Consider the following 25,688-nt stretch of genomic DNA (forward strand, 5'->3'; position numbering starts at 1 on the left):
ACTACATCTCCTCGGTGACGTAACTGCGCAGCCAGGTCCGGAAGTCCGGCCCCAGGTCCTCACGTTCGCACGCGAGTCTGACAATGGCCCGCAGATAGTCGCCGCGGTCCCCGGTGTCGTAGCGCCGGCCCTTGAAGACGATCCCGTGGACCGGGCCGCCGATGCTCTCGTCGGAGGCGAGCAGCTGGAGGGCGTCGGTCAGCTGGATCTCGTCGCCCCGGCCGGGCTCGGTGTGCTGGAGCACGCCGAAGACGGCGGGGTCGAGGACGTACCGGCCGATGACGGCGAGATTGCTGGGCGCCTCGGACGGCGAGGGCTTCTCCACCAGGCCGGTGACGCGCACGACGTCGGTCTCACCGGTGGGCTTCACCGCGGCGCAGCCGTAGAGGTGGATCTGCGCGGGGTCGACCTCCATCAGCGCGACGACGCTGCCGCCCTCGCGCGCCTGGATGTCCACCATCCGCGACAGCAGCGGGTCGCGCGGGTCGATCAGGTCGTCGCCGAGGAGGACCGCGAACGGCTGGTCGCCCACGTGCGGGGCGGCGCACAGCACGGCGTGACCGAGCCCGCGGGGGTCGCCCTGGCGCACGTAGTGCATGGTGGCGAGGTCGCTCGACTCCTGGACGCGCTGGAGGCGTTCCGCGTCGCCCTTCCGGGTGAGCGCGGACTCCAGCTCGTAGTTCCGGTCGAAGTGGTCCTCCAGCGGACGCTTGTTCCGCCCGGTGATCATCAGGATGTCCGCGAGTCCCGCCGCGACGGCTTCCTCGACGACGTACTGGATCGCGGGCTTGTCGACGACCGGCAGCATCTCCTTGGGAGTGGCCTTCGTCGCCGGAAGGAACCGGGTGCCCAGACCGGCGGCCGGGATGATGGCCTTGCTGATCCGGGGGCGAGACTGAGTCATGGGACGAACCATAACGGCTTGATCTTGGTGGAAGGTGACCGTCCGGTTAACTTTGTACTCCTATACCACCATACGAGAACCTTGTGAGGTCCCGGTGGACGATCCACAGCGTCAGAAGCCCGTGCTGCGCCGGTCGTTGCTCGCCGCACGGCGCCTGCTGACCCCGCGGGACCTCGCCGCGGCCGACACGCTGCTCGGGCGCAACGCCCTCGCCCTCCCCGAGCTGGCCGGTGCGGGCACCGTGGCCGCCTACGTCTCCGTGGGCGCGGAACCGGGCACCCGCGCCCTGGTCGACGGACTGCGGGCGCACGGCACCCGGGTGCTGCTGCCGGTGCTGATGGCCGACGACGACCTGGACTGGGCCGTGTACCGGGGGCCGGACGGCCTCCGTCCGGCGGGCCGCGGCCTGCTCGAACCCGACGGCCCCCGGCTGGGTCCCGGCGCCGTGCTCGACGCGGACGCGGTACTGCTGCCCGGCCTCGCGGTGGACGGCCGGGGGATGCGGCTGGGACGCGGCGGCGGCAGCTACGACCGGGTGCTGGCGCGGCTGGCGGCCGCCGGGGCGCACCCGGCACTGATCGTGCTGCTCCACGAGAACGAGGTGGTCGCGCGGGTCCCGGAGGAACCGCACGACCACCCCGTGGACGCGGTCGTCACCCCCGCCGGCCCGCGGCGGTTCGGCCGCTGAGCGCGACGGGCGGGCCGGGAGCGGCGGCTCCCGGCCCCGTGCTCACGGCTTGAGCGTGAGCGTGTCGGTGGTCGACGCTCCGACAGCCCGGTCACCGAACGACCAGTCGAGCAGCTCGCCGTCGATCCACTTCTCCGTCTGGTCGGTGTAGTGCGCGCTGAAGGCGTGACCGGAAGCGCCGGTGAGGTTGATCCACCGGGACTTGTCCCAGTCCCCCACGTTGACCACCATCCGCATCGAGGGCACCCAGACGACCTCGTAACCGCCGGCCGCGTTCCAGCCGGTCGCGTCGACGGCCGCCTCGCCGCCGCCGAGGTTGTACGGCCCCCGGTTCAGCACCCGCTTCAGCAGGTCCGGGCCCGCCGTGCCCAGCGTCTGGTTCTCCAGCGTGAGCTGGTGCAGCCGGCCCCAGCTCCAGCTGGACAGGTCCTTGCCGAGCTTGGCCGTCAGTTCCCAGCGGGCGTCGTCCATGGCGCGGGCGAAGAGCTGGTCACGGTTGTCGACGGCCTTCTCGCGGCCCTTGGCCGGGACCTTCCACCACGCGTTGTCCTCGTCGTCGAGGATGTCGCGGACGACCTGGTTCCAGCGGTCGCCGCCGTCGGGCTGCGCGGTGTCCGCGTCCCTCCGGCCGCACTCCCGCACCAGGGTGTTCTGCTCGTCGACCGGGCCGGTGGAGTCGGCACGGGGAACGGCGATGCAGTCGCCCTCGACGCGCAGCTCCTTGGGGAGCTTGTCGCCGAACGCCAGCTTGAGGATGTTGCGCCAGACGCCGTTGAAGTAGGCGGCGGCCGCCGAGTCGGAGTCCTGGGTGTAGTCCCAGCCCTCCAGCAGCTTCTGCGCCTCGCGGACGTCCTTGTCGGCGATGTTGATCTTCAGCAGCCTGGGCACCAGCAGCGCGGCGATCTCGCTGGTGTTGTCCATCTGCATCTTCTGCATGTCGTCGGTCGAGATCTTCTCGCCGCCCTTGAGCTTCGACGCGATGAGGTCGTTGATCCGCTGGCTGCGGGTCCCGTAGCCCCAGTCCTCGGTGAGGAGGTGGGGGTAGCTCTTGTCGACGACCGCCTGGTTCGCGGTGACGATGTAGCCGCGCGCGGGGTCGTACTCGTAGGGCAGCTCGTCGAACGGGATCGGGTCCTTCTCCCAGCCGTACTTCGAGGACCAGCCCGGACTGGGCAGGGTGCCGTCGCCCGCCTTGCGGACCGGGATGGTGCCGGGGGCCTGGTAGCCGATGTGGCCCTCGGTGTCCGCGTAGACGAGGTTCTGCGAGGGGACCTCGAAGTGCGCGGCGGCGGCCCGGAAGGACGTGAAGTCCTTGGCCCGGTTGATCTCGAAGACCGAGTCCATCGTCTTGCCGGGCTGGAGCGCGGTCCACTTCAGCGCGACCGCGTAGCCGTCGCCGCGGTCGGGGGCGGAGTTGCCCACCGGGGCCTTCTGGCCGACCTTCTCCAGTTCGCCGTCCCGGTCGGAGACGAGCGGACCGTTGTTGGTCTCCCGGACGGTGATCTTCCGGTCCTTCCCGCCGGCGACCTTGATGGTCTCCTCACGGGTGGTGAACGGCACGGTCCTGCCGTCGTACTGGTAACCGTCCGCGTCCACCTTCTCCAGGAAGAGGTCGGTGACGTCGGCGCCCAGGTTGGTGAGGCCCCAGGCGATGTCCTGGTTGTGGCCGATGACCACACCGGGCATCCCGGAGAACGTGTACCCGGCGGTGTCGTACTGGCAGGACCCCGAGACCGTCCGGCAGTGCAGCCCCATCTGGTACCAGAGCGACGGCAGCATCGGCGCCAGGTGCGGGTCGTTCGCCAGCAGCGGCTTGCCGGTGGTGGTGTGCTCGCCGGAGACGACCCAGGAGTTCGACCCGATGCCGTTGCCGTTCGGGCCGAGCAGCGCGGGGATCTCGTCCAGCGTGTCGGAGAGCGCGGAGAGCTGGGTGTTGAGGCCCTCGGTGGCGTCCGCCAGGCTCTGCCCGGTGACCCCGTCGGCGGGCTGCGCGTCCGGGTCGTACTTTCCGGTGGCGGAGGAGACCGCACCCTCGGAGACGATCGGCTGGTGGCTGTCGTACGGGTACTCCGGGTAGAGGTCCGCGATCTGCGCCGTGGAGAGCCTGCTGGTCATCAGCGAACGGTCGATCTCGTCCTGCATGTTGCCGCGCAGGTCCCAGGCCATCGCCTTCAGCCACGCGACCGAGTCGACCGGGGTCCACTCGGTGGGCGCGTAGTCGTTGGTCAGCCCGAGCGCCGCGTACTCGACCGAGATGTCCTTGCCGCTCTTGCCCTTGAGGTACGCGTTGACGCCCTCGGCGTACGACTGGAGGTTCTTCTTGGTCTCCGCGGTGAGGACGGTGTCGTACTCCTTCTGCGCGACCTGGCGCCAGCCGAGCGTGCGCAGGAAGGCGTCGGTCTTGACCTGCCCCGCCCCGAACATCTCGGAGAGCCGTCCGGACGTCATGTGCCGCCGGACGTCCATCTCGTAGAAGCGGTCCTGCGCCTGGACGAATCCCTGGGCGCGGAAGAGGTCGGCGTCGCTGTCCGCGTAGATCTGCGGGATCCCGTAGTCGTCGCGCCGGACCTCGACGTCGGCGGAGAGCCCGTCGAGCGTCGTCGAACCCGTGGTCTGCGGATACGAGGCACGGACCGTGGACACGGACCAGTAAGCGCCGTAGCCGATACCCGCGACGAGGGCCAGGACCAGGACGAGGACGATCAGGCGGGCGCGTCGCCCCTTCTTCTTCCTGCCGGGCTTCTTCACGTCGGAAGAACCGGAGGAGACGGTTGTGTTGGCGGGCATCGCTGTCCTTCGAGGGGCAGGGTGGTCCTGGAAGTGCAAGGGCAACCATAGGCGCAGCGCCGAACCCGCTCGGACGCGGTATGGAGATACATCCATATGCGCGGGGCCCACCCGAATGCCCGAACGCGTCAAGGAAGCGTTAAAGATTAGGTAAGGTAACGAAGTAACTGGCCGCCGGAGGACGATCCGGCAGGCGCACGCAGGGAAGGAACGGACCCTGACTGTCCACGCGCTCAACGAACTCCTGCTGGTCTGCTCACTCGTCCTGCTCGTCGCGGTGGCGGCGGTGCGGATCTCGTCGCGCAGCGGGCTTCCCAGCCTGCTCCTGTACCTCGGCATCGGCATCGCGCTCGGCCAGGACGGCATCTTCGACGTCCAGTTCGACAACGCCGAGCTGACCCAGGTGATCGGCTACGCCGCCCTGGTCGTGATCCTCGCCGAGGGCGGACTCGGCACCAAGTGGAAGGAAGTCCGGCCCGCGTTGCCGGCCGCCGCGGTGCTCTCCACCGTCGGCGTGGGCATCAGCGTGGGCGTCACCGCGGCGGGGGCCCACTACCTCGTCGGGCTGGACTGGCGGCAGTCGCTGATCATCGGCGCGGTCGTCTCCTCCACCGACGCCGCCGCGGTCTTCTCGGTGCTGCGGCGCGTCCCGCTGCCGTCCCGGATCACCGGCGTGCTGGAGGCCGAGTCGGGCTTCAACGACGCCCCCGTGGTCATCCTCGTCGTCGCGTTCTCGGTCGCCGGTCCGGTCGAGCACTGGTACGTCCTGATCGGCGAGATAGCGCTGGAACTCGCCATCGGCGCCGCCATCGGCCTCGCGGTCGGCTGGCTCGGCGCCTACGGCCTGCGCCACGTCGCGCTGCCCGCCTCCGGCCTCTACCCGATCGCCGTGATGGCCATCGCGGTCGCCTCCTACGCGGCCGGCGCGATGGCGCACGGCAGCGGGTTCCTCGCCGTCTACCTGGCCGCCATGGTGCTCGGCAACTCCAAGCTGCCGCACTGGCCGGCCACCCGCGGCTTCGCCGACGGACTGGGCTGGCTGGCCCAGATCGGGATGTTCGTCCTGCTCGGCCTGCTGGTCACCCCGCACGACCTGGTCGGCGACTTCTGGCCCGCGGTCGTGGTGGGGCTGGTGCTGACGGTGGTGGCGCGGCCCCTGTCGGTCTTCGTCAGCCTCGCGCCGTTCCGGCTGCCGCGGCGCGAGAAGGCGCTGATGTCCTGGGCCGGGCTGCGCGGCGCGGTCCCCATCATCCTCGCCACCATCCCCATGGTGTCCGACATGGACGGCAGCACCCGCGTCTTCAACATCGTCTTCGTCCTCGTCATCGTCTACACCCTCATCCAGGGGCCGACCCTGCCCTGGCTCGCGAAGGCGCTGCACATCCGCGACGACCCGGCCGACGCCGCCGACCTCGGCATCGAGTCGGCGCCGCTGGAACGGCTGCGGGGACACCTGCTGTCCGTGGCGATCCCCGCCAAGTCAAAGATGCACGGCGTCGAGGTCGGCGAGCTGCGGCTGCCCGCCGGGGCAGCCGTCACCCTGGTGGTGCGGGGCGGCAACAGCTTCGTACCGGGCCCGTCGACCGTGCTCCGGCGCGGCGACGAACTGCTGGTGGTGGCCACCGACCCGGTGCGCGACGCGACCGAGGCCCGGCTGCACGCGGTCGGCGAGGGCGGCAAGCTGGCCGGCTGGCTCGGCACCGGCAAGCCCCCGGCCCGCAAGCCCGCTTCGAAGCCCGCCCGGCTGGTCCGCCGTGTCCACCTGGCCCAGCTGGCGCGCCTCGCCCAGCTCGCCGGCCTGGTGAAGCGGCTGGCCGGCGGCGGCCGGAACACCGGCCCCCACGGCCCCGGCGGTTCCGGACGCGGCCCCGGCGGCGGGCGCGGACCGGACGGAAGCGGCAGCGGAAGCGGCAGCGGTACGGGCGGTCGCGGCGGGAACTCCAGGCCGGCGGGGTGGGCCGAGAGCCCGCGCGGCACCGACCGGAAGCCCGGCGGACGCAACGGCACCGGCCCCGCCGACGGCAGCGGCTCCGGCGACGGCGGCGACCGGCGGGGGCGGGCGCGCGGCCCGGAGTCCGCCACGGTGTCCGGCGGGGTCGAGCCGGCCGAGGGACCGGACAACGCCAAGGCGCACTCCTGACGCACGGCCGCCGGACGCACGCGCGTCCGGTGCCCACGCACCCTTACGTGGCCCGGCCCCTTCCCCGGGGGCCGGGCCACGGCGTCCGGTGCGACCCGCACGGACCCGGAGGCGTCGCGTCCGGTCCCTGTACGATCGGAACCATCTGATCGACCAACTCTGCCTGACGCAGGGCTGGCGCGACCGTATGGCGGTCGAGGCGCACCCCCCTCCGGGGCGGGACCGCCCGGCATCTACCGCAGTTCCGCGCGAAGAGGACAGCTCTCGGCAACTCCCGCACGCCGCACGGCGACGGACGACGGTGCCACCAGGCGGCAGAAAGGCAAGGCCGTGGCGACCACGGTCTCCGGACGCCCCGGTTACGGGTCGTTGCTGCGCACCCCCGGTGCGTGGACCTTCTATCTTCCGGGCTTCGCCGCACGTCAGCCCTTCGCGATGCTGACCATCGGCATCGTCCTGCTCGTCGAGCACACCACCGGTTCCTACGGCAGCGCGGGTGCGGTCGCCGCCGTGTCCGGCGTTTCGATGGCCGTCTGCGCGCCGCAGAGCGGCAAGCTCGCCGACCGGTTCGGGCAGCGCCGGGTGCTGCTGCCCGGCGTGGTGGCGCACGCCCTGTCCGTGGCCGCCCTCGTCACACTCGCGCTGGCCGGGGCGCCGCTCTGGGCCCTGTTCCTGGCCGCCGTGCCGACCGGGGCCACGATCCCGCAGGTCGGCCCCATGGTCCGGGCCCGCTGGGCCGCGGTACTGGCGCCGGGGCCCGGTCGGCCCGCCTCGCCGCTGGCACCGACGGCGGCCGCCTTCGAGTCGGTGACGGACGAGTTCACCTTCGTCATCGGTCCGGTGCTCGCCACGGCGCTGTGCACCGGCGTGCACCCGGCGGCCGGCCTGATCGCCGAGGCGGTGCTGACCCTGGCCGGGGGCATCCTGTTCGCGGCGCAGCGCGCCACCGAACCCGCGCCGCACCCCGTGACGAAGGACGGCCGGCGCCGCGCGTCGGCGCTCCCGGCGCCGGGCGTGCGCGTCCTCGCGGTCGCCTTCCTCGGCATCGGGGCGGTGTTCGGCGGGATGCAGGTCTCCCTCACCGCGTTCGCGGAGGAGATCGGCCGCCCCGGCGTCAACGGCGTCCTCTACGGGGTCTTCGCCGCGGGCAACATGCTGGCCGGCATCGCCTGCGGCGCGATCGCCTGGAAGAGCGGGCCGCGCCGCCGCCTGCTGGTCGGGTACACGGCGCTCACCCTGACCGCCTCCGCCCTCTGGACGGTGCACTCCCCCTTCCTGCTGGCCGGACTCGGACTGCTGGTCGGGCTCTCCATCGCGCCCGCGCTGATCAGCGGGTACACGCTGGTCGACGCTCTGGTGCCCGGTTCGGCACGGACCGAGGCGTTCACCTGGCTGACGGGGGCGGTGGCGCTGGGGCAGGCCGCGGCGGTCACGATCGCCGGGCGGCTCGCCGACGCGCGTGGCGCGGAGGCCGGTTTCCTGGTCCCGCTCGGCGGCACCGTGCTGGCCCTGGCGACCCTGTTCGCCCTGCGTTCCCGGCTCCGTCCCGCTTCGGCCGGGCGGACCGTGGCACGTGGTGTGGGTCACCGCGAGCCGGTCACGGTGGACTGATCCGGCGGAATACGTCAGTATGGAGCGTCGTTAGCACTCATTGAGTGAGAGTGCCAGGAGGATACGTGCCGACCTACCAGTACCAGTGCACCGAATGCGGCGAGGGCCTCGAGGCGGTGCAGAAGTTCACCGACGACGCCCTGACCGTCTGCCCGAACTGCAACGGACGCCTGAAGAAGGTGTTCTCCGCGGTCGGCATCGTCTTCAAGGGTTCCGGTTTCTACCGGAACGACAGCCGCGGCTCGTCGTCGAGCAGCACCCCGGCGTCGACGACCGCCAAGTCGTCCGACTCCGGTTCCAGCAGTTCGTCGAGCTCGGACGCGAAGTCGTCCTCCTCGTCCAGTTCGTCGGCCTCGTCCTCGTCGTCCACGACGACGGCGTCGTCGAGCGGTTCCGCGGCCTGAGCCGTCCCGCACCCGCTCCGCCGGGCCCCGCCGATCACTCGGCGGGGCCTTTCGGCGCTCCCGCTACTGTGACCGCATGGCGAACGCAGACATGAATCCGGGCAGGGACACGGGGCCCGCCGCTCCGCACGACGGCGCCGGGATCGGGGTGATCGGCGGATCCGGGTTCTACTCCTTCCTGGACGACGTCACCGAGGTCGAGGTGGACACCCCCTACGGCGCACCCAGCGACTCGGTCTTCCTCGGCGAGGTCGCGGGCCGCCGGGTCGCCTTCCTCCCCCGCCACGGGCGTGGCCACCACCTGCCGCCGCACCGGATCAACTACCGCGCCAACCTCTGGGCGCTCCGCTCCGTGGGCGTGCGCCAGGTGCTCGGCCCCTGCGCGGTCGGCGGCCTGCGCCCGGAGTTCGGGCCGGGGACGCTGATCGTGCCGGACCAGTTGGTGGACCGCACCAAGACCCGCGTCCAGACCTTCTACGACGGCGAGCCGCTCGCCGACGGCTCGGTCCCGAACGTGGTGCACCTCGGATTCGCCGACCCGTACTGCCCGACCGGCCGCCGGGCGGCCCTGGCGGCGGCGCGCGGACAGGACTGGGACGCCGTCGACGGCGGCACCCTGGTGGTCGTCGAGGGCCCGCGCTTCTCCACCCGCGCCGAATCGCGCTGGCACGCCGCGATGGGCTGGTCGGTCGTCGGCATGACGGGACATCCGGAGGCCGTGCTCGCCCGCGAACTGGGCCTCTGCTACACCACGACGACCCTGGTCACTGACCTGGACGCGGGCGCCGAGGCGGGCGAGGGGGTCTCCCACGAGGAGGTCCTCGCCGTCTTCGCCGAGAACGTGGACCGGCTGCGCAAGGTCCTGTTCGACGCGGTGGCGGCGCTCCCGCCGAACGACGCCCGCACCTGCGGGTGCGCGAGCGCGGTCGAGGGGATCGACACGGGGATCACGCTGCCCTGATCCCTCCCGACCGCGGTACGCGTGTCCCGTGGGGTTCGTGCGGGGTGCCCGGGGAGGTGCCCGGGGACCTTCGGGTGACTGGCCAATGGGGCCGGCACGGGTTCCGGGGCTCCTGCGGGTTCTTGGGCTCCGTGAGTGACGGGTCTCGCGCGGCTGACGGGTCTCGTGCGGCTGACGGGGCTCCTGTGGGTGACGCCGTTGTCCACAGAGGAAGGGCTGTCCACAGGCTCCGACGGGATTCCGGCGGAGAGGGGATCGTGAGGGGGTCCGACCGGCTCCCCGGCCGGATTCCCCTCCCCCACCTGGAGCTTCGGTGTACCCGTACCCTTCCGCGCCCGCCTCGGCCGCCCCCTCCATGCCGGCCTTCGACGCCGACCCGCCGGTCCCGCCGCCCTCTCCCCCGTACGACTGGCCCCCGGGGCCCGCCCGCGGCGGTCCCGCCCCCGGCACGGGCGGGCCCCGGTCGCCCGGAGGCGGCTCGCCGCCCCGTGCGGGCGCGTCCCGGACGCTCCCCTTTCCCGCGCCGCCGGACGATCAGGGACCGCCGCGGTGCGCGGTCCCGCCCTTCGCCCCCCTGCGGGTGCGCGGCCACAGCACGCTCCGCCTGCGCCGGGCGCTGCGCCGGCAGCGGCGCGCCGTGGCGGCCGGGCTCGCCCTGTCCGCGGCGACGCTCGCCGCCCCCGGTTTCGCCGCCGACGCGGGGCGACCCGACACTCCCACCGCCCGCGAGAGTCCCGGTCCGCGTCCCGTGCACCTGGTGTCCGCGCCGGTCCGCATCGCCGACGCCGCCACCGTCCGCCTGCTGCGCCCCGGCGACCGGGTGGACGTCATCGACGGCGGCCACCGGGACGGCCCGGCGCGGGTGCTGGCGAGGGACGTCCGGGTGGCGCGAGTGCCCCGGCCGCTCCTCCCCGGCCAGGGGTTCCCGGCGGCGGGGGTGCCGGGCGAGGGTCCGGGCGAGGGTGCTCTGGTGGTGCTGTCCGTGGACCGTTCCGCCGCGGCCGCGCTGGTCGGCGCGGGGACCTCGGGCAGGCTGGCCGTGGCGGTGACCGATGCGCACTGACGTTCCGTCGTACGACGCGTGGTCACCTCAGCCGACGGAGTCACGGAAAAGCCGGGAGCGGGCGTGCGCTGCCGTAGGTCGCGGGGAGATCGTCTCCGGGGCCTGCCGACGGCACGGGCACGGCCTCCGGCGACGGACCCTCCCCCGGGGGCCGGAGCGTCCCGGACCCGGTGTGACGCCCGGCCGTGCGCTCTCCTGGACCGTCCGGCGGTCAAATGTGGTGGGGCGGCTTCTCGTCGAGGAAGCGGGCCAGATCCGCGGCGCTCCCGGCGCCCGGAGCCCGCTCGCCCCATCCCTGGTCCGTATCGTCCGCGGACTGCTGGTCGAACGGATCATCGAAGTGCAGTGCGGGCTTCGGGGCGGGCTGCGGCCGTTCCGACGGCCGGTCCTGCGACGACTGCCGCACCGGCTTCGAATCGCGCGGTCCGGGGGCGGGGGCGGTGCTCATACCTCAAGGGTACGGCTGCCCCCGCCCGGCACCGGGCGGTCAGCGGTCCTTGGGGTCGAGCCACCACAGTCCGAGGACCACGAGGAAGGACAGGCAGAGGAACCCGGCGCCCCACCACGCGGTGCCGGTGTGCCCTTCCATCCATTCGTTGACGATGATGGTCAGCCCCCAGAGCTGGCCGACGACCACCGACATGGCGAGCACCAGGCGGGCCGTGAGCTTGGCGGAGCGCTCCGGCTCCTGGTCCACGCCGGCGCCAGGACCGGGACCCGTGTGCCGCACCCGCGGGTCGCCGTAGCCGCTGGTGGGGCGGATCTGCGGGTAGCGCTCCCTGACCGGCCGGTTGAGTTCGGCGCGGGCGCTGCCCGGGTGGAACTCGGGATAGCGGTGCGGAGGCTGCTGGGGCTCGCTCATGATCGCCCTCCCGCGGGAGCGGCTCCGGCCCGCGGGGCGGCGGCCTTCGCGGCGGGGCCTTCCGCGCCGGGGGCGTCGGCGCAGCCGATCCGGGAGGCGAGGGCCCGGTCGTCGTCACCCAGCCGGCGGCAGAGCCCTTCCTGGACGCTCTCGCCGGACCGGGTGGTGCCGAGGGCCCAGATGCTGCCGTCCGCCTGTTCCACCACGACCACCTTGGGCAGTCCGCGCGGCGGGGGCCCCGCCGTCACCTCACCCGTGCGGGCGTCGAAGACGCCTTCGTGGCACGGGCAGTACAGCTCCCCCTCGGTGCCCCGGTCCTTGCGCCAGAGCACCCCGCAGGCGAGGTGCGTGCAGACGGCGGAGTACCCGACGAGGGTGCCGTCGTCGAGGCGTACGGCCACCGCACGGTCGTCGTCTCCGGGATACCGGAACGCAAGAGACTCGCCGGGCGGCAGCCGGTCGGCGATCCGCTTGGGCTCGATGCCCTTGCCGTCCTCCTGGTCGCCGTGGCGGTGCAGGATGCCGCCGGCGACGCCCAGCCCGCCGACGGCCAGGCCCCCGGAGACGGTGGTGACGATGCGCAGGTAGTCCCGGCGGGTGGTGAGCGCGTCGGCCGCGATGCGCTCGTGCAGCGCCTCCCTGGGGTCCCCGGTCACGTTCCGGTCCCCGGGCGGCTGTTCGGTGACGCTCATCGGCGGACGTCCTTCCCGTTGATCTCGACGACCGGAAGTCCGCCCGGAACCGGCCACTGAACCTTCTCGGCAGGCACCACCATGGCCACCCCGGTGCGCACCTCGGTCTCGCCGAACACGAACGTGTCGGCGACCTGCACTCCGGGACGCTCCGCCTGGAGTTCCTCGAGCGTGCCGTAGAACAGTGCGCCCGTCGGGCAGACGGTGGCGCACATCGGGGCGAGGCCGTAGGCGGTGCGGTCGTAGCAGAGGTTGCACTTCATCTGCAGCTTCGCCCCGAGGTCGATCTTGGGGACGCCGAAGGGGCAGGCGTTGACGCAGTTGGCGCACCCGATGCAGCGGGTGGTGTCCGCCTGTTGCACCACGCCGTCCGCGGTGATCAGAATCGCGTCGGCGGGGCAGACCTCGGCACACGGGGCGACGGGGTCCTCGCAGTGCATGCAGACCGTGGGAAGGGAGGCGACGGACTGGCCCTCGTCGGTGTAGTCGAGGTGGATCATCGACTTGCCGCGGTGCGAGTCGCACTCGCGGCAGGCCGAGACGCAGGCCTGGCATCCGATGCACCGGCCGGGATCAATGAAGATCGTTCTGCCCATCATGGGGCGTCAGCTCCTCTCCGAGGTGCCACGGCCCTGAGGAGACGTGGGTGGCAGCGGGTCGGTCCGTGAGACCTGGGTCTCGGGGTACGCCACCTGTCCGGGCGCGACGGGTGGCGAGGGGACGACGTCGAGGGTCACGGCGCGCTCGATCCGGCAGGCGCACACCTTGTACTCGGGGATCTTCGAGCGGGGGTCCAGCGCGTCGATGGTGAGCGCGTTGGCGGCGGTGGGCACCGGCCAGTGGTAGGGCACGAAGACGGTGTCCGGGCGGATCGCGTCGGTGACCAGGGCCGGGAAGACCTGGCTGCCGCGGCGGGTGACCACCCGGACCGGGTCGCCGTTGCGGAATCCGTGGGAGGGGTGGACCTCGACCCACGGCCGCGGGGTCTGCTCGACGAGGGCGCCGAGGCGGCGGGTCTGGTTGCCGGAGAGGAAGTGGGCGACGGTCCGTCCGGTGGTGAGCGACATCGGGTGGTCGTCGTCGTAGGGGTCCATCGGGGGGTGCCACTCGACGACCTGCAGGTGGATCTTGCCGTCGGCGTGGTACGTCTTCCCGTCCTCGAACAGCCGGGGAGTGCCGGGGTGGTCGGTCTCGGGGCACGGCCACGCGATGCCGCCGGTCTCCTCCAGCCGTTCGTAGGTGATGCCGTAGTAGTCGTTCACGGTGCCGCGCGAGGCGACCCGCAGCTCCTCGAAGACCGAGCGGGAGTCGGGGAAGTCGAACTTGTCGCCGGCTCCGAGTCGCCGGGCGAGCTCGCACATCACCCAGGTGTCGGTCCGGACGCCGGCCGGTGGGTCCTGCGCCTTGTTGTGCTTGACCACCCGGGCTTCGGCGTTGGCCATCACCCCGTCGTCCTCGGCCCAGACGGTGACCGGGAAGACGACGTGCGCGTTGGCCGCGGTCTCGGAGAGGAAGAAGTCGAACTGCGCGTGGAACTCGGTCGCGTCGTAACCCTCCTTGACCACCTTGTAGTGGGGCAGCGAGACGAAGGGGTTGTTGCAGATGCCGATCAGTCCGCGGATCTCGCGGCGCTGCATCTGCCAGACCATCTCCATCATCGACGTCCCCGCGAGCGGGAGGTCCGCCTCGTCGATGCCCCAGATCTCGCAGATCTGCCGCCGGTGCTCGTCGTTCATGATGGAACGGCCGCCGGGGAGCAGGTCCGACTTCTGGCCGTGTTCGCGGCCGCCCTGGCCGTTGCCCTGGCCGGTGAGCGTGCCGTATCCGGCGCCGGGCTTGCCGATGTTGCCGGTGGCCGCGCAGAGGTTGATCACGGTGAGGCAGTTCTCGACGCCCTGCGAGTGGTGCTCGATGCCGCGGGCGTGCCAGGCCATGGCCCGGGGCGCGCGGCCGAAGGCGCGGGCCACCTGCACGATCTGCTCCTCGGGAACGCCGCAGATCTCGGCGGCCCGCGACGGCGGGTAGCCGGCGACGGTGGCCTTGACCTCGTCCCAGCCGGTGCAGTGCGCGGCGAGGAACGCCTCGTCGGTGAGCCCTTCCTCGACGATCACCTGGAGCACCGCGCTGAAGAACGCCGAATCGGTGCCGGGCTTCAGTGCGACGTGGATGTCGGCGGTACGGGCCACCGCGGTCTCCCGCGGGTCGATCACGATCAGGGTCGCGCCCCGGTCGCGGGCGCCCCACACGTACTGGGTCAGCACGGGGAAGCACTCGCCGACGTTGGATCCGGCGATGAGCAGGCAGTCGGTCTGCAGGATGTCGGCGAAGGGGTTGCCCGCCCGGTCGATGTTGAAGGCGAGCTTGTTGGCGCCCGCGGCGCTGACCATGCAGAGCCGACCGTTGTAGTCGACGTGCCGGGTCCTGAGGGCGACGCGGGCGAACTTGCCGACCAGGTAGGTCTTCTCGGAGTAGAGGCTGGCGCCGCCGAGCAGGCCGAAGGCGTCCTTGCCGTAGGTCTCCTGGATGCGCTTGATCTCGGAGACCGTGAAGTCGAGGGCCTCCTCCCAGGAGACCTCCTGGAACTCCTCGTCCCGCGAGCGGCGCATCAGCGGGGCGGTGAGCCGGTCGGGGTGGTTGACCTGCTGGTAGGCGTTGATGCCCTTCGGGCAGAGCCGCATCCGGTTGATGTCGTGGTTGCGGGGTTCGACGCCGAACACCTTGCCGCCGCGGTCGACGCGCAGATACATCCCGCACTGCACCCCGCAGAAGCAGCAGTGGGTGGGGACGAGGGTTTCGCCGTCCTGGTCGGCGTGCCACTTGTCGGCCGGGATGCCGCCCGCGTCGCGGAAGGCGCGGGTGCCCGGCGGGGCGAGCGACGGGTCGAGGGGAACGACCGGGCGGGTGTCGGCGGCTCGCGGATCCGCGGTCACTTGAATCCCTTCTTCACGTGGGAGAGGTAGGCGCTTCCCCGCAGGACCCGCTTGCAGCGCGGGCAGTACTCGGCCCACTCGTCGAAGTCGAGCCGGAGGTCGCGCATGGTCCCGCGCAGGTTCTCGACGTACGGCGCGGTGTCGATGGGCTCTCCGCAGCGGCGGCAGGTGAAGACCTCGTCCTCCTGCCGGCCGGTGTACTTGAACAGCTGCATGCCGACGGCGGCCGGCCGCTGGATGATGTGGAAGAACTTGCCGAACGGGATGTAGATGAGGGTGAAGACCACCGCCACCATGTGCAGCACGGCCAGGAACTCGTAGCCTCCGCCGTGCAGGAAGATCGAGGAGAAGGTGAGCAGCAGGCCGGTCACCGAGATGACGATGAGCGCGATCAGCGGGACCAGGTCGTAGCCGAAGCGCTGGCCGGTGACGGCGCCGCGGTCCTTCATCCGCCGCCAGAGGAAGTACGACGCGCCGGGGATGACCAGTACGGCGGCGACGTCCAGGCCGTGGAACATCAGCCAGCCGATGAAGTTCAGCGAGTCGAACCCGAGGATCTTCACGCCCCACAGGCGCATCTCGTAGCCGGGGCCCGCACCGGTGGAGCTGGTGAAGGTGAACCAGCCCCAGGTCAGCGGGAAGGTGATGAGCGCGGCCAGGATGCAGCCCCAGAAGATCAGCTGGTGCGCGGCCCACCGGGCGTGGGACCGGGCGCCGAGGAACTTCTGGAAGCCGAGGTACGTGGCGATCATCTTCGGCAGCGCGGTGGGGGTCCGGCGGAAGTTCTCCTTGGAGAACAGACTGCGCCAGCCCTGCTTGAAGAGGCGCTTGGCGCCGGGGGCGGACACCCAGACCGTGTAGCGGTAGGCGACGCCGAAGGCGAGGAAGACCGTCGCCACCGCATACGGGAGGAGCGCCGAGTCGAAGTCCCGGAGCAGCCTGCTGCCGAGCACGATCGCGAGGATCAGCAGGACGGAGACGACGACGCCGGCCAGCGTCGCACGGCCGGTGGCGGATCGGGGGAGGGCCGCGGCGGCGGATCCCAGGCGGCTCCTGCCGGGGTCGGGCGGTGCGACGGCCACGGCCCCGGCGGCGTTGGCGGCTACGGGTCGCTCGTCACCCGGCGTGGGCGGTTCGGCGTCTGAGGAAGCGTCTGACGGCTCGGTCACGCACCCACGTTAGGACCGAACTGGGCGATTCGCTGCTTTTGTGCCCTTTGGGAAGCAAAGAGTCGCATGGACTTTTTTCGCTGACCGGGCGCTCTCCCGCGAGGGCGGTGTCCGGTCGCGCCGGGCCCCGCCCCACCCTCTCGCCGGACCGATGCCGGACCTTGGCCGGACCCTGGCCGGGCCGATGGTCGGACCGATGGCCGGACCCTGGCCGGGCCGATGGTCGGACCCTGGCCGGACCTGTCGCGCCGCACCTCCGCCGCCCGGGTCGGACGGTGTGCACGGCCGCCGGGATCAGACGGCGTACAGACCGTGCGCCTCGAAGCGGGCCCGTGCGGCGGCGACCTGCTCGGGGGAGGGCGAGGGCGTGTCGTGGAGGGCGAACGGCATGCCCAGCTCCTCCCACTTGGACGCGCCGAGCTTGTGGAACGGCAGCACGTCGACGCGTGACACGTTGCCGAGGCCGCCGGCGAAGGCCGCCACGCCCTCGACGTTGTCCGGGGCGTCCGTCAGGCCGGGCACCAGCACGAACCGGACGTGGACCTCCTTGCCGAGGTCCGCCAGGCGGCGGGCGAAGTCGAGGGTGGGCTCCAGCGGCCGGCCGGTCACCTTCCGGTACGTCTCGCGGTCCCAGGACTTGATGTCGAGCAGCACGAGATCGACGTCGCGCAGCATCGCCTCGTTGGCGCGGGCGCCGAGGAAGCCGGAGGTGTCGAGCGCGGTGTGCAGGCCGAGCTCGTGCTTGAAGCGGTGGAACAGCTCGCCGGTGAAGACGGGCTGGAGGAGCGGTTCGCCGCCGCTGACGGTGGCCCCGCCGCCGGCCGCCCTGATGAAGGCCGTGTACTTCGCGGCCTCGGCGACCATGTCGTCCGCCGCGACCCGGGTGCCGCTGCGCATCCGCATGGTGTCGGGGTTGTGGCAGTACAGGCAGGACAGCGGGCAGCCCGCCAGGAAGGTGACGAAACGGGTTCCGGGACCGTCGACGCCCGTGGAGAGGTCCCAGGAGTGGACCGAGCCGGAGATCGGGCGGCGCGAGGCCGCGCCCGCCGGGGTGGCGGGGGCGGGGCTGTGGGCGAGGAGCGGAGCCATGGCAAGGGCCTCCAGGGCGGCCGGCGGAGCGGAAGCCGTCGGAACGGGACGGGGATCGGACCGGGAATCGGGGAGAAGAGGGAGGCGCGGCGCCGGGGCCTTACGGGGGGGGGTGGCACCCGGCGCCGCGCCGGCCGGTGGGGCGCGGTGCGGGCCCGGACCGGAGAGGGTCCGGGCCCACGTCTCAGAGCGCGCCGTGGAAGGTGCGGTTGATGACGTCGAGCTGCTGCTCGCGGGTCAGCCGCACGAAGTTGACCGCGTAGCCGGAGACCCGGATGGTCAGCTGCGGGTAGTTCTCGGGGTGCTCCATGGCGTCTTCGAGGGTGGCCCGGTCCAGCACGTTGACGTTCATGTGGAAGCCGTTGCCGGCCATGAAGCCGTCCAGGACGCCCGAGAGGTTGCGGACGCGGTCCTCGGGGGTCCGGCCCAGCGCGTCGGGCGTGATGGTGTTGGTCAGCGAGATGCCGTCCTCGGCGTCGTCGTACGGCAGCTTCGCCACCGAGAGGGCGGAGGCGATGTAGCCGTGCTCGTCGCGGCCGTTCATCGGGTTGGCGCCGGGCGCGAAGGGTTCGCCGGAGCGGCGGCCGTCGGGGGTGTTGCCCGTCTTCTTGCCGTAGACGACGTTGGAGGTGATGGTCAGCACCGACTGGGTGTGCACCGCGTCCCGGTAGGTCGGGTGCTTGCGGATCTTGTCCATGAAGCCGTGGACGAGGTCGCGGGCGAGCGTGTCGGCGCGGTCGTCGTTGTTGCCGTACGCCGGGTAGTCGCCCTCGATCTCGTAGTCGACCGCGAGCCCGGTCTCGTCGCGGACCACCCGGACCCTGGCGTGCTTGACGGCCGAGAGCGAGTCGGCGGCCACCGACAGACCCGCGATGCCGCACGCCATGGTGCGCAGGACGTGCCGGTCGTGCAGCGCCATCTCCAGGCGCTCGTACGCGTACTTGTCGTGCATGTAGTGGATGACGTTCAGCGCGTGCACGTACGTCTGGGCCAGCCAGTCGAGCATCGCGTCGTAGCGGGGCGCCAGGGTCTCGATGTCGAGGTACTCGTCGGTGATCGGCTCGAAGCCCTCGACGACGAGCTTGCCGGACTTCTCGTCCCGGCCGCCGTTGATCGCGTACAGCAGGGCCTTGGCGACGTTGACGCGGGCGCCGAAGAACTGCATCTGCTTGCCCATGGCCATCGCGGAGACGCAGCAGGCGATGGCGGTGTCGTCGCCGTACTTCGGGCGCATCAGCTCGTCCGACTCGAACTGGGGCGCCGAGGTGTCGATGGCGACCTGCGAGGCGAACGCCTTGAACCCCTCGGGGAGGCGCGGCGACCAGAGGACGGTGAGGTTGGGCTCGGGGGCCGGGCCGAGGTTGTAGAGGGTCTGGAGGGCGCGGAAGGTCGTCCGCGAGACCAGCGGGCGGCCGTCCTCGCCCATGCCCGCCATGGACCAGGTCACCCAGGTCGGGTCGCCGGAGTACAGCTCGTCGTACTCCGGGGTGCGCAGGAACCGGACGATCCTGAGCTTGATCACGAAGTCGTCGACGAACTCCTGCGCCTGCGCCTCGGTGATCAGGCCGGCGTCGATGTCGCGCTGGAGGTAGACGTCGAGGAAGCTGTCGATGCGGCCGATCGACATCGCCGCGCCGTTCTGCTCCTTCACCGCGCCGAGGTAGCCGAAGTACAGCCACTGGACGGCCTCGCGGCCGGTGCGGGCCGGGCCGGAGATGTCGTAGCCGTACGACATCGCCATGGCCTTCAGCTCACGCAGCGCCTTGATCTGCTCGGACGTCTCCTCACGGTCGCGGATGACGTTCTCGGTCGCCCACTGACCCGCCAGTTCGGCCTTGTCGAGCTCCTTGTCGGCGATCAGGCGGTCGACGCCGTAGAGGGCGATCCGGCGGTAGTCGCCGATGATGCGGCCGCGGCCGTAGGCGTCCGGCAGGCCAGTGATGATCCCGGAGGAGCGGCAGGCGCGGATCTCGGGGGTGTAGGCGTCGAAGACGCCCTCGTTGTGGGTCTTGCGGAGGTGGGTGTAGATCTCCCGGACCTCGGGGTCGGCCTCGTAGCCGTAGGCGTTGAGGGCCCCCTCGACCATGCGCCAGCCGCCGTTGGGCATGATGGCGCGCTTCAGGGGCGCGTCGGTCTGGAGGCCGACGATCAGGTCGCGGTCGGCGTCGATGTAGCCGGGCCGGAAGGCGTCGATGCGGGACGGCGTCCTCACGTCCACGTCGTGCACGCCCCTGGCCATCTCCTCCGGGAACATCCCGAGGAGCTTCTCCCACACGGCGGTGGTGCGCGCGGTGGGCCCCGCGAGGAACGAACCGTCCCCCTCGTACGGGGTGTAGTTCTGCTGGACGAAGTCGCGGACGTCGATGGCGTCGCGCCACAGTCCGCCCTTGAAGCCGTCCCACGCTTCGCCGTTCGTCGTCGCTTCCGCGGCGGCAGCCGTCATGGCGCACACCTTCCGTTTCCGTCCGTGCGTTCTTCCCTGAGTTCATTGCACTCCCGCGAGCGCCCTCCGGGGCGCGGCGATGGTCACGCGAGGAAGGACGAAGGTCCCTTCGGAACAGCCACCACTACCTGCCCCGCCCCCTCCCACCTGCGGCGATGCTGATGACTTTTGACCCGGAACGGCTTGTGAAGTCATTCACAAGAAAAGTGGGCGGCCCTCCCGCGGCACCGGGACCGCTCTTTTCCCGTCTAACGTGGTGAGTGCCGAGACAGCGATCGAGGAGGCCCGCCCATGACCGGCGAGGACGCGACCGACGCGCAAGCAGCCGACGGCGGGCACGCCGCCCACGGCGGCCCGGCCCGAAGGGAGCGGCTACCGACCGGCCCCCTGGACGCGCTGACCGACGTGGCCGGGCTGCGCGTCGGCCACGCGGAGGCGCCCGGCGAGGGCGCCCTGAGCGGTACCACCGTGGTCCTGGCGCCCGAGGGCGGCGCGGTCGCGGCGGTGGACGTACGCGGCGGCGGGCCGGGCACCCGCGAGACGGACGCCCTGGACCCCCGGAACCTCGTGCAGCGGGTGGACGCGATCGTCCTCACCGGCGGCAGCGCCTTCGGCCTGGACGCCGCCTCGGGCGTGATGGCGTGGCTGGAGGAGCGGGGACGCGGCGTCCGGGTCGGCCCGGACGCCGCGCACGTCGTGCCGGTCGTCCCGGCCGCCTGCCTCTTCGATCTCGGCCGCGGCGGCGACTGGACCGCCCGCCCCGACGCCGCCACCGGACGGGCCGCGGTGGAGGCCGCCGCCGCGTCCGGGCCCGGCGCCCCGGTCCCGGAGGGCGGCGTGGGGGCCGGACGCGGCGCGGTGGCGGGTGACCTCAAGGGCGGCATCGGGACCGCGAGCGTGCGGCTCGGCTCCGGGGTCACGGTCGCCGCACTGGTCGCGCTGAACGCCTCCGGCTCCGTCGTCGACCCGCACAACGGCGCGCTCTACGGCGAGTACGGCACGGCGGACCGGCCGCCCGAGCCGTTGCCCGCGGTGCACGCCGCCGCCGCGCGTCAGCTCGCCGAGCTGATCCGGGCCAGGGGGTCCGGCGCCTCGCCCTTCAACACCACGATCGCCGTGGTGGCCACGGACGCCGCGCTGGCGCGCGCCCGGGGACAGAAGCTCGCGGGGACCGCGCACGACGGCCTCGCGCGCGCCGTGCGCCCGGTGCACCTGCTGACCGACGGGGACACCGTCTTCGCCCTGTCCACCGGACGTATCCCCCTGCCGGACGAGGACACAGGGGCGTTGAACGAGATCCTGGCGGCCGGCGCCGACGTACTGGCCCGCGCCATCGTGAAGGCGGTGCGCGCAGCCGTGGGCGTGGAGTGCCCCGGCGGCACCTATCCCGCCTACGGGGACCTCTACGGCGGCCCGTACGGGCCCGATCCCGGCGGGGCGCTCGCCTTCCCGGCCCCGCCCGGCGACGACGCCGCCCCCGGCGCGGGGGGACCGTGACGGCGGGGGAACTTTCCGCGCGCGCCCCACGTTTTTCCGAACCCCGGTCACGATGTCCGACCCAGGGACTACGTTGAGCACGCACCGAGTAACACGCGGCGACGGCCTGGAGACAGCACCTTGAGCGATCCGTACGAGACAACCGAGCAGCACCTCGACCGACTCCTGCGATGCGCCCTCAACTCCTTCGACCTTTCCGACAGCACGGTCGACCGGCTGGGGACGGCACTGGCGCACAGCAGCACGCTGCACTCGTCGCTGCACAGTGCGGACTTCCACCGCGAGACGTACCGCCACACCTATCTGCTGGCCGACGGGTCGGCGCTGACGCTCTGGGAGCTGATGCACGGCGCCGGCCGGCACGGCACCGCCGAGGGGCGCGTCCACGAGCTGTACGACGACGAGACGGAGGTCCAGGTCGCCACCGCGCGGCTGCCCGGCGGCCTGCCCGAGGGCCCCGCGCCCGCCGACGGGGACGCCAGGCCGGTGTGGGACACCGGACTCGACCTGGACTCGGCGGCGCTCATGGCCGCTCCCCCGGTTCCGACCCCGCGGACGTACGCGCCGGACAACTCCGCGGACCACGCACGCCGGGTGCTGCGCCGCGCGGAGAACGCCGACCGTCCGGGGGAGGCCACCGCCCGCCGGCTGCGCGCGTCGTTCGCCCACCACATCACCCAGGTCTTCGGCCGGCAGTACCGCGTCGGCACGCGGGAGGCGGGCTTCACCCTCTACGAGCACGCGTTCCTGCTGCTGGACGGCAGCGAGACCAGCCTGTGGGAGGTCGAGCACACCGCCACCCCGGACGGCCGCCACATGTGCGAGGTCTACGACGACGAGGACACCGCGCGGGCCGCCATGGAGAGCCGCACCGGCATCTGCTGACGTCCGGACGGGCCCCGACCTGGTTCTGCCCGCCGGAGAGCGGGCACGGGCCTGCGACACGCTCTTCGGGTCCGGACACGAGTGAGCCCCGGCGCCGGGGGGGGTGGGCGCCGGGACTCAGTTTCGGGGACCGGTGCGTGACCGGTCGTCGGCCGGTGCGAACCGGCTTGATGGCGAGGTTACGGGTTAATGGCTCACGCCGCAGCGTCAAAGCCCGTGTCGTGAGCCATTCGCTTCAATTCGACCAACGCGTGCTTCTCGATCTGGCGGATGCGCTCACGCGTCAGACCGTGTTCCTTGCCCACTTCGGTCAGGGTGCGCTCGCGGCCGTCCTCGATGCCGTACCGCATCTTGATGATGGAGGCGGTGCGGTTGTCGAGCTTGCCGATGAGCTCTTCGAGCTCCTCGCTGCGCAGCAGGGACATCACCGACTGCTCGGGCGACACCGCGGAGGTGTCCTCCAGCAGGTCACCGAACTGCGTGTCGCCGTCGTCGTCCACCGACATGTTGAGGCTGACCGGGTCGCGGGCCCAGTCCAGGACGTTGCTCACGCGCTCGGTGGTGGACCCCAGCTCGGTGGCGATCTCCGCGTGCTCCGGGTCGCGCCCGTGCTCGCGGTTGAACTCGCGCTGCACCCGTCGGATGCGCCCCAGCTCCTCCACCAGGTGGACGGGGAGCCGGATCGTGCGGGACTGGTCCGCTATGGAACGGGTGATGGCCTGCCGGATCCACCAGGTGGCGTAGGTGGAGAACTTGAAGCCCTTGGCGTAGTCGAACTTCTCGACCGCGCGCACCAGGCCGGCGTTGCCCTCCTGGATGAGGTCGAGCAGGGGCAGCCCCGCCCGCGGGTAGCGTCGTGCCACGGCGACGACGAGACGGAGGTTGGACCGGATGAATACGTCCTTGGCGCGCTCGCCCTCGGCGACCAGCGCCTCCAGTTCCTCACGCTTCGCACCGCCGCCGTCGCTCTCCACTTCGCCGTCGAGGATCTGCTGGGCGTAGACGCCCGCCTCGATGGTCTGCGAGAGGTCGACTTCCTTGGCGGCGTCGAGAAGCGGTGTACGTGCGATCTCGTCGAGGTACATGCCGACCAGGTCGCGGTCGGCGATCTCTCCGCCCCCGGCGCGAACACTGCTTGCCCGGGTGGTCCCACCGGAAGCGGCGGACGAACGTCGGGCGACGGCACGGGTTGCCATGCGTGCTCCCTTGCTGAGTAGGTCGCGACACCCTTCCGGGTGCCCTGCATCCGATGGAAACAACGACTGGAATCCGGACAGAATTCCCATGCACCGCATCATTTTCGCGATCATGCAGTACCCTGTCGCCCGCCGAGAGGAGTGCAGATGTCGCGCATACCCCGGGATCCGCAGGTCAGACCGGGTACGGAGGCCGATCTTCAGGCACTTACGGACATCTACAACCATTACGTCGGTGAGACCGCGATCACATTCGACACGGAGCCGTTCACCCTCACGGAGCGCCTGCCCTGGCTTCTCGCCCATGACACCTCCGGCCCGCACCGCTTGCTGATCGCCGAGGAGTGTGCCGGTGACGGCGCCGCCCGGCTCCTGGGGTACGCCACGAGCGGCCCGTTCCGGCCCAAGGCCGCCTACGGCACCTCCGTCGAGCTGAGCGTGTACTGCGCGCCGGACGCGACCGACCGGGGGGTCGGCCGGTTGCTCTACACGGCCCTCTTCGACGCCCTGGCGGGGCAGGACGTGCACCGCGCCTACGCGGGCATCGCCCAGCCCAACGCCGCCTCCGTGCGGCTGCACGAGCCCTTCGGCTTCCGGCACGTGGGGACCTACCACGAGGTCGGCCGGAAGTTCGGCCGGTTCTGGGACGTGGCCTGGTACGAGAAACCGCTGCCCGCCGGCCCATGAGGGCCGGCGGGCAGTCAGGCCGGGCGCCGGGCGGACAGGGCGCCGGGCGGACGGACCGGCGGGCGGGCGGGCGCAGCGGGCGCGGCGGGCTCAGCCGAACTGCACGGAGCGCTTCGCCATGCCGAGCCAGAAGCCGTCGATCACGCTGCGGCCACTGCCCAGCTCGCCCTCGGCCGCGCCGAGCGTGACGAAGAGCGGAGCGAAGTGTTCCGTACGGGGATGGGCGAGCCTGCCCACCGGCGACTTCGCCTCGAAGTCCAGCAGGGCGTCGACGTCCTGGGCGCGCAGGGCCCGGTCGCCCCAGTCGTCGAACTCGGAGGACCAGCTCGGCACCCCTCCGCCGGTGTGCCGCAGGGCCGCCAGGTTGTGGGTGAAGAAGCCGCTGCCGACGATCAGCACGCCCTCGTCGCGCAGCGGGGCCAGCTTGCGGCCGATCTCCATCAGCTTGCGCGGGTCGAGCGTCGGCATCGAGATCTGGAGCACCGGGATGTCGGCCCCGGGGAACATCTCGACCAGCGGCACGTACGCGCCGTGGTCGAGACCCCGGTCCGGGATGTCCTGCACGGGGGTGCCGGGGGCGCGCAGCAGCTTGCGGACGCTCTCCGCCAGCGCGGGCGCTCCGGGGGCGTCGTAGCGGACCTGGTAGTAGTGCTCGGGGAAGCCCCAGAAGTCGTAGACCAGCGGCACCGGTTGGACGGCGCCCAGAGCGAGCGGCGCCTCCTCCCAGTGGGCGGAGACGACCAGGATCGCGCGGGGGCGGGGCAGGTCGGCGGACCAGGCGGCCAACTCGCCGGGCCAGACCGGATCGTCGGCGAGCGGCGGAGCGCCGTGCGAGAGATAGAGGGCGGGCATGCGCTCCGCGGTGACTGTCATGACACTCCTCGTCCACTGCCGTACCCCGAAAACCTCCGGACACCCGGCCCCCGCCGGCCCTCCGGAAGCGAACCTTCTTGAAGGTTCAAGTTCTAATCCGACCCTAACCCCATCTAGTTCAAACTTCAAGAAAAGGTCGTACAGTGGAGCGCATGACCACGGCACCGACCGGCACGCGATGGCTGACCGAAGAAGAGCAGAGCGTCTGGCAGGCATACCTGCACGCCACCACGCTGCTGGAGGACCACCTCGACCGTCAGTTGCAGCGCGACGCCGGTATGCCCCACGTGTATTACGGGCTCCTCGTCCAGCTCTCCCAGGCACCCGGCCGCAAGCTGCGGATGACGGAGCTGGCCCGGGACGCGAAGATCACCCGGTCCCGGCTCTCGCACGCCGTCGCACGCCTGGAGAAGAACGGCTGGGTGCGCCGCGAGAACTGCCCCTCGGACAAGCGCGGACAGAACGCGGTCCTCACCGAGGAGGGGTACGAGATGCTCCGCCGCTCGGCGCCCGGCCATGTGAACGCGGTGCGCCAGGCCCTGTTCGACCGGCTCACCCCGGAACAGGTGCGCGGCCTCGGCGAGATCATGAGCACCCTCGCCGCCGGACTCCAGCCGGAGGGCCCCGACGCGGACCTGCCCTGGCTCCGCTGACCCGCACGCACACACACGTCCGCCCCGACGGCCGCGCGGAGCGGCTGTCGGGGCGGACGTGTGACGGGACGCGCGGTGCGCGCCCCCGGTGCGCGCCCCCGGTGCGCGATCCCTGGGCGCGCGATCCCTGGGCGCGCGATCCCTGGGCGCGCGA

General features: G+C 71.9%; 22 protein-coding genes. 10 read left to right on the forward strand and 12 right to left on the reverse strand.

Translation table 11 applies throughout. The annotated features are described in order from the left end of the window. Position 1 precedes the first annotated feature (1 nt). Entirely contained in the window at positions 2-904 is a 903-nt protein-coding gene (gene galU, locus Q0994_RS22350) for a UTP--glucose-1-phosphate uridylyltransferase GalU (RefSeq protein WP_299537768.1), read from the reverse strand. 94 nt (positions 905-998) lie between these two features. Between galU and Q0994_RS22355 the strand changes: the two genes are divergently transcribed. After that, the gene (locus Q0994_RS22355; RefSeq protein WP_299537769.1) at positions 999-1,592 is read left to right on the forward strand and encodes a 5-formyltetrahydrofolate cyclo-ligase; all 594 of its coding nucleotides are present in this window, start codon (positions 999-1,001) and stop codon (positions 1,590-1,592) included. 42 nt (positions 1,593-1,634) lie between these two features. Here Q0994_RS22355 and Q0994_RS22360 read toward each other — a convergent pair whose 3' ends face one another. Continuing rightward, the gene (locus Q0994_RS22360) at positions 1,635-4,379 is read right to left on the reverse strand and encodes a penicillin acylase family protein (RefSeq protein ID WP_299537770.1); all 2,745 of its coding nucleotides are present in this window, start codon (positions 4,377-4,379) and stop codon (positions 1,635-1,637) included. A 217-nt stretch (positions 4,380-4,596) separates the two neighbouring features. Here Q0994_RS22360 and Q0994_RS22365 point away from each other — a divergent pair, with 217 nt between their 5' ends. The 5 genes from Q0994_RS22365 (at position 4,597) to Q0994_RS22385 (ending at position 10,558) form a co-directional block, all read left to right on the forward strand. Then, positions 4,597-6,519, forward strand: coding sequence for a potassium/proton antiporter (locus Q0994_RS22365; protein ID WP_299537977.1), 1,923 nt, complete (start codon positions 4,597-4,599; stop codon positions 6,517-6,519). A 330-nt stretch (positions 6,520-6,849) separates the two neighbouring features. Then, positions 6,850-8,130: an MFS transporter gene (locus Q0994_RS22370; protein ID WP_299537771.1), complete on the forward strand. Its 1,281-nt coding sequence runs from the start codon at positions 6,850-6,852 to the stop codon at positions 8,128-8,130. A 65-nt stretch (positions 8,131-8,195) separates the two neighbouring features. Continuing rightward, positions 8,196-8,534 (forward strand): FmdB family zinc ribbon protein, encoded by a 339-nt coding sequence (locus Q0994_RS22375; RefSeq protein WP_299537772.1) that lies wholly within the window; start codon positions 8,196-8,198, stop codon positions 8,532-8,534. Positions 8,535-8,625: 91 nt separating this feature from the next. Beyond that, on the forward strand, positions 8,626-9,495 hold the full coding sequence (locus tag Q0994_RS22380) for an S-methyl-5'-thioadenosine phosphorylase (protein ID WP_299537979.1): 870 nt from the start codon (positions 8,626-8,628) through the stop codon (positions 9,493-9,495). Between the two features lie 580 nt (positions 9,496-10,075). Continuing rightward, on the forward strand, positions 10,076-10,558 hold the full coding sequence (locus Q0994_RS22385) for a hypothetical protein (RefSeq protein ID WP_363325567.1): 483 nt from the start codon (positions 10,076-10,078) through the stop codon (positions 10,556-10,558). 211 nt (positions 10,559-10,769) lie between these two features. On the opposite strand, the gene Q0994_RS22390 is transcribed toward Q0994_RS22385, so the two are convergent. The 8 genes from Q0994_RS22390 to pflB all read right to left on the reverse strand — a co-directional run bounded on the left by Q0994_RS22390 (position 10,770) and on the right by pflB (position 19,743). Next, complete coding sequence (locus tag Q0994_RS22390) at positions 10,770-11,006, reverse strand: hypothetical protein (protein ID WP_299537773.1); 237 nt, start codon at positions 11,004-11,006, stop codon at positions 10,770-10,772. Positions 11,007-11,045: 39 nt separating this feature from the next. After that, the gene (locus Q0994_RS22395; RefSeq protein WP_299537774.1) at positions 11,046-11,420 is read right to left on the reverse strand and encodes a hypothetical protein; all 375 of its coding nucleotides are present in this window, start codon (positions 11,418-11,420) and stop codon (positions 11,046-11,048) included. Beyond that, a complete protein-coding gene (locus tag Q0994_RS22400) occupies positions 11,417-12,112 on the reverse strand; it encodes a Rieske (2Fe-2S) protein (protein ID WP_299537775.1) in 696 nt (231 codons plus the stop codon). The genes Q0994_RS22395 and Q0994_RS22400 overlap by 4 nt, the downstream gene beginning before the upstream one ends. Next, a complete protein-coding gene (locus tag Q0994_RS22405) occupies positions 12,109-12,711 on the reverse strand; it encodes a 4Fe-4S dicluster domain-containing protein (protein ID WP_299537776.1) in 603 nt (200 codons plus the stop codon). Before Q0994_RS22405 ends, Q0994_RS22400 begins: the two co-directional genes overlap by 4 nt. Positions 12,712-12,717: 6 nt before the next feature. Then, positions 12,718-15,042, reverse strand: coding sequence for a molybdopterin oxidoreductase family protein (locus Q0994_RS22410; protein ID WP_299537777.1), 2,325 nt, complete (start codon positions 15,040-15,042; stop codon positions 12,718-12,720). After that, positions 15,039-16,211 (reverse strand): MFS transporter, encoded by a 1,173-nt coding sequence (locus Q0994_RS22415; RefSeq protein WP_299537778.1) that lies wholly within the window; start codon positions 16,209-16,211, stop codon positions 15,039-15,041. The genes Q0994_RS22410 and Q0994_RS22415 overlap by 4 nt, the downstream gene beginning before the upstream one ends. Positions 16,212-16,505: 294 nt before the next feature. Continuing rightward, on the reverse strand, positions 16,506-17,300 hold the full coding sequence (gene pflA, locus Q0994_RS22420; RefSeq protein ID WP_299537779.1) for a pyruvate formate-lyase-activating protein: 795 nt from the start codon (positions 17,298-17,300) through the stop codon (positions 16,506-16,508). A gap of 184 nt (positions 17,301-17,484) precedes the next feature. Next, positions 17,485-19,743 carry a formate C-acetyltransferase gene (pflB, locus tag Q0994_RS22425; protein WP_299537780.1) on the reverse strand — a complete coding sequence of 753 codons (2,259 nt, stop codon included), beginning with the start codon at positions 19,741-19,743 and terminating at the stop codon, positions 17,485-17,487. A gap of 291 nt (positions 19,744-20,034) precedes the next feature. Here pflB and Q0994_RS22430 point away from each other — a divergent pair, with 291 nt between their 5' ends. Both Q0994_RS22430 and Q0994_RS22435 read left to right on the forward strand, forming a co-directional pair. Beyond that, positions 20,035-21,240, forward strand: coding sequence for a P1 family peptidase (locus Q0994_RS22430; RefSeq protein WP_299537781.1), 1,206 nt, complete (start codon positions 20,035-20,037; stop codon positions 21,238-21,240). Between the two features lie 120 nt (positions 21,241-21,360). After that, the gene (locus Q0994_RS22435) at positions 21,361-22,125 is read left to right on the forward strand and encodes a DUF6227 family protein (RefSeq protein ID WP_299537782.1); all 765 of its coding nucleotides are present in this window, start codon (positions 21,361-21,363) and stop codon (positions 22,123-22,125) included. Between the two features lie 194 nt (positions 22,126-22,319). Here Q0994_RS22435 and Q0994_RS22440 read toward each other — a convergent pair whose 3' ends face one another. After that, entirely contained in the window at positions 22,320-23,321 is a 1,002-nt protein-coding gene (locus Q0994_RS22440; protein ID WP_299537783.1) for an RNA polymerase sigma factor RpoD/SigA, read from the reverse strand. A gap of 147 nt (positions 23,322-23,468) precedes the next feature. Between Q0994_RS22440 and Q0994_RS22445 the strand changes: the two genes are divergently transcribed. Continuing rightward, positions 23,469-24,008, forward strand: a complete 540-nt coding sequence (locus Q0994_RS22445) for a GNAT family N-acetyltransferase (RefSeq protein ID WP_299537784.1) — start codon at positions 23,469-23,471, stop codon at positions 24,006-24,008. Positions 24,009-24,098: 90 nt separating this feature from the next. Here Q0994_RS22445 and Q0994_RS22450 read toward each other — a convergent pair whose 3' ends face one another. Further along, positions 24,099-24,881 carry a dioxygenase gene (locus Q0994_RS22450; protein WP_299537786.1) on the reverse strand — a complete coding sequence of 261 codons (783 nt, stop codon included), beginning with the start codon at positions 24,879-24,881 and terminating at the stop codon, positions 24,099-24,101. Between the two features lie 143 nt (positions 24,882-25,024). Here Q0994_RS22450 and Q0994_RS22455 point away from each other — a divergent pair, with 143 nt between their 5' ends. Then, entirely contained in the window at positions 25,025-25,534 is a 510-nt protein-coding gene (locus Q0994_RS22455; RefSeq protein WP_299537788.1) for a MarR family winged helix-turn-helix transcriptional regulator, read from the forward strand. Positions 25,535-25,688: the final 154 nt, after the last annotated feature.

The organism is uncultured Streptomyces sp. (assembly GCF_947488945.1).
GTDB lineage: Bacteria > Actinomycetota > Actinomycetes > Streptomycetales > Streptomycetaceae > Streptomyces.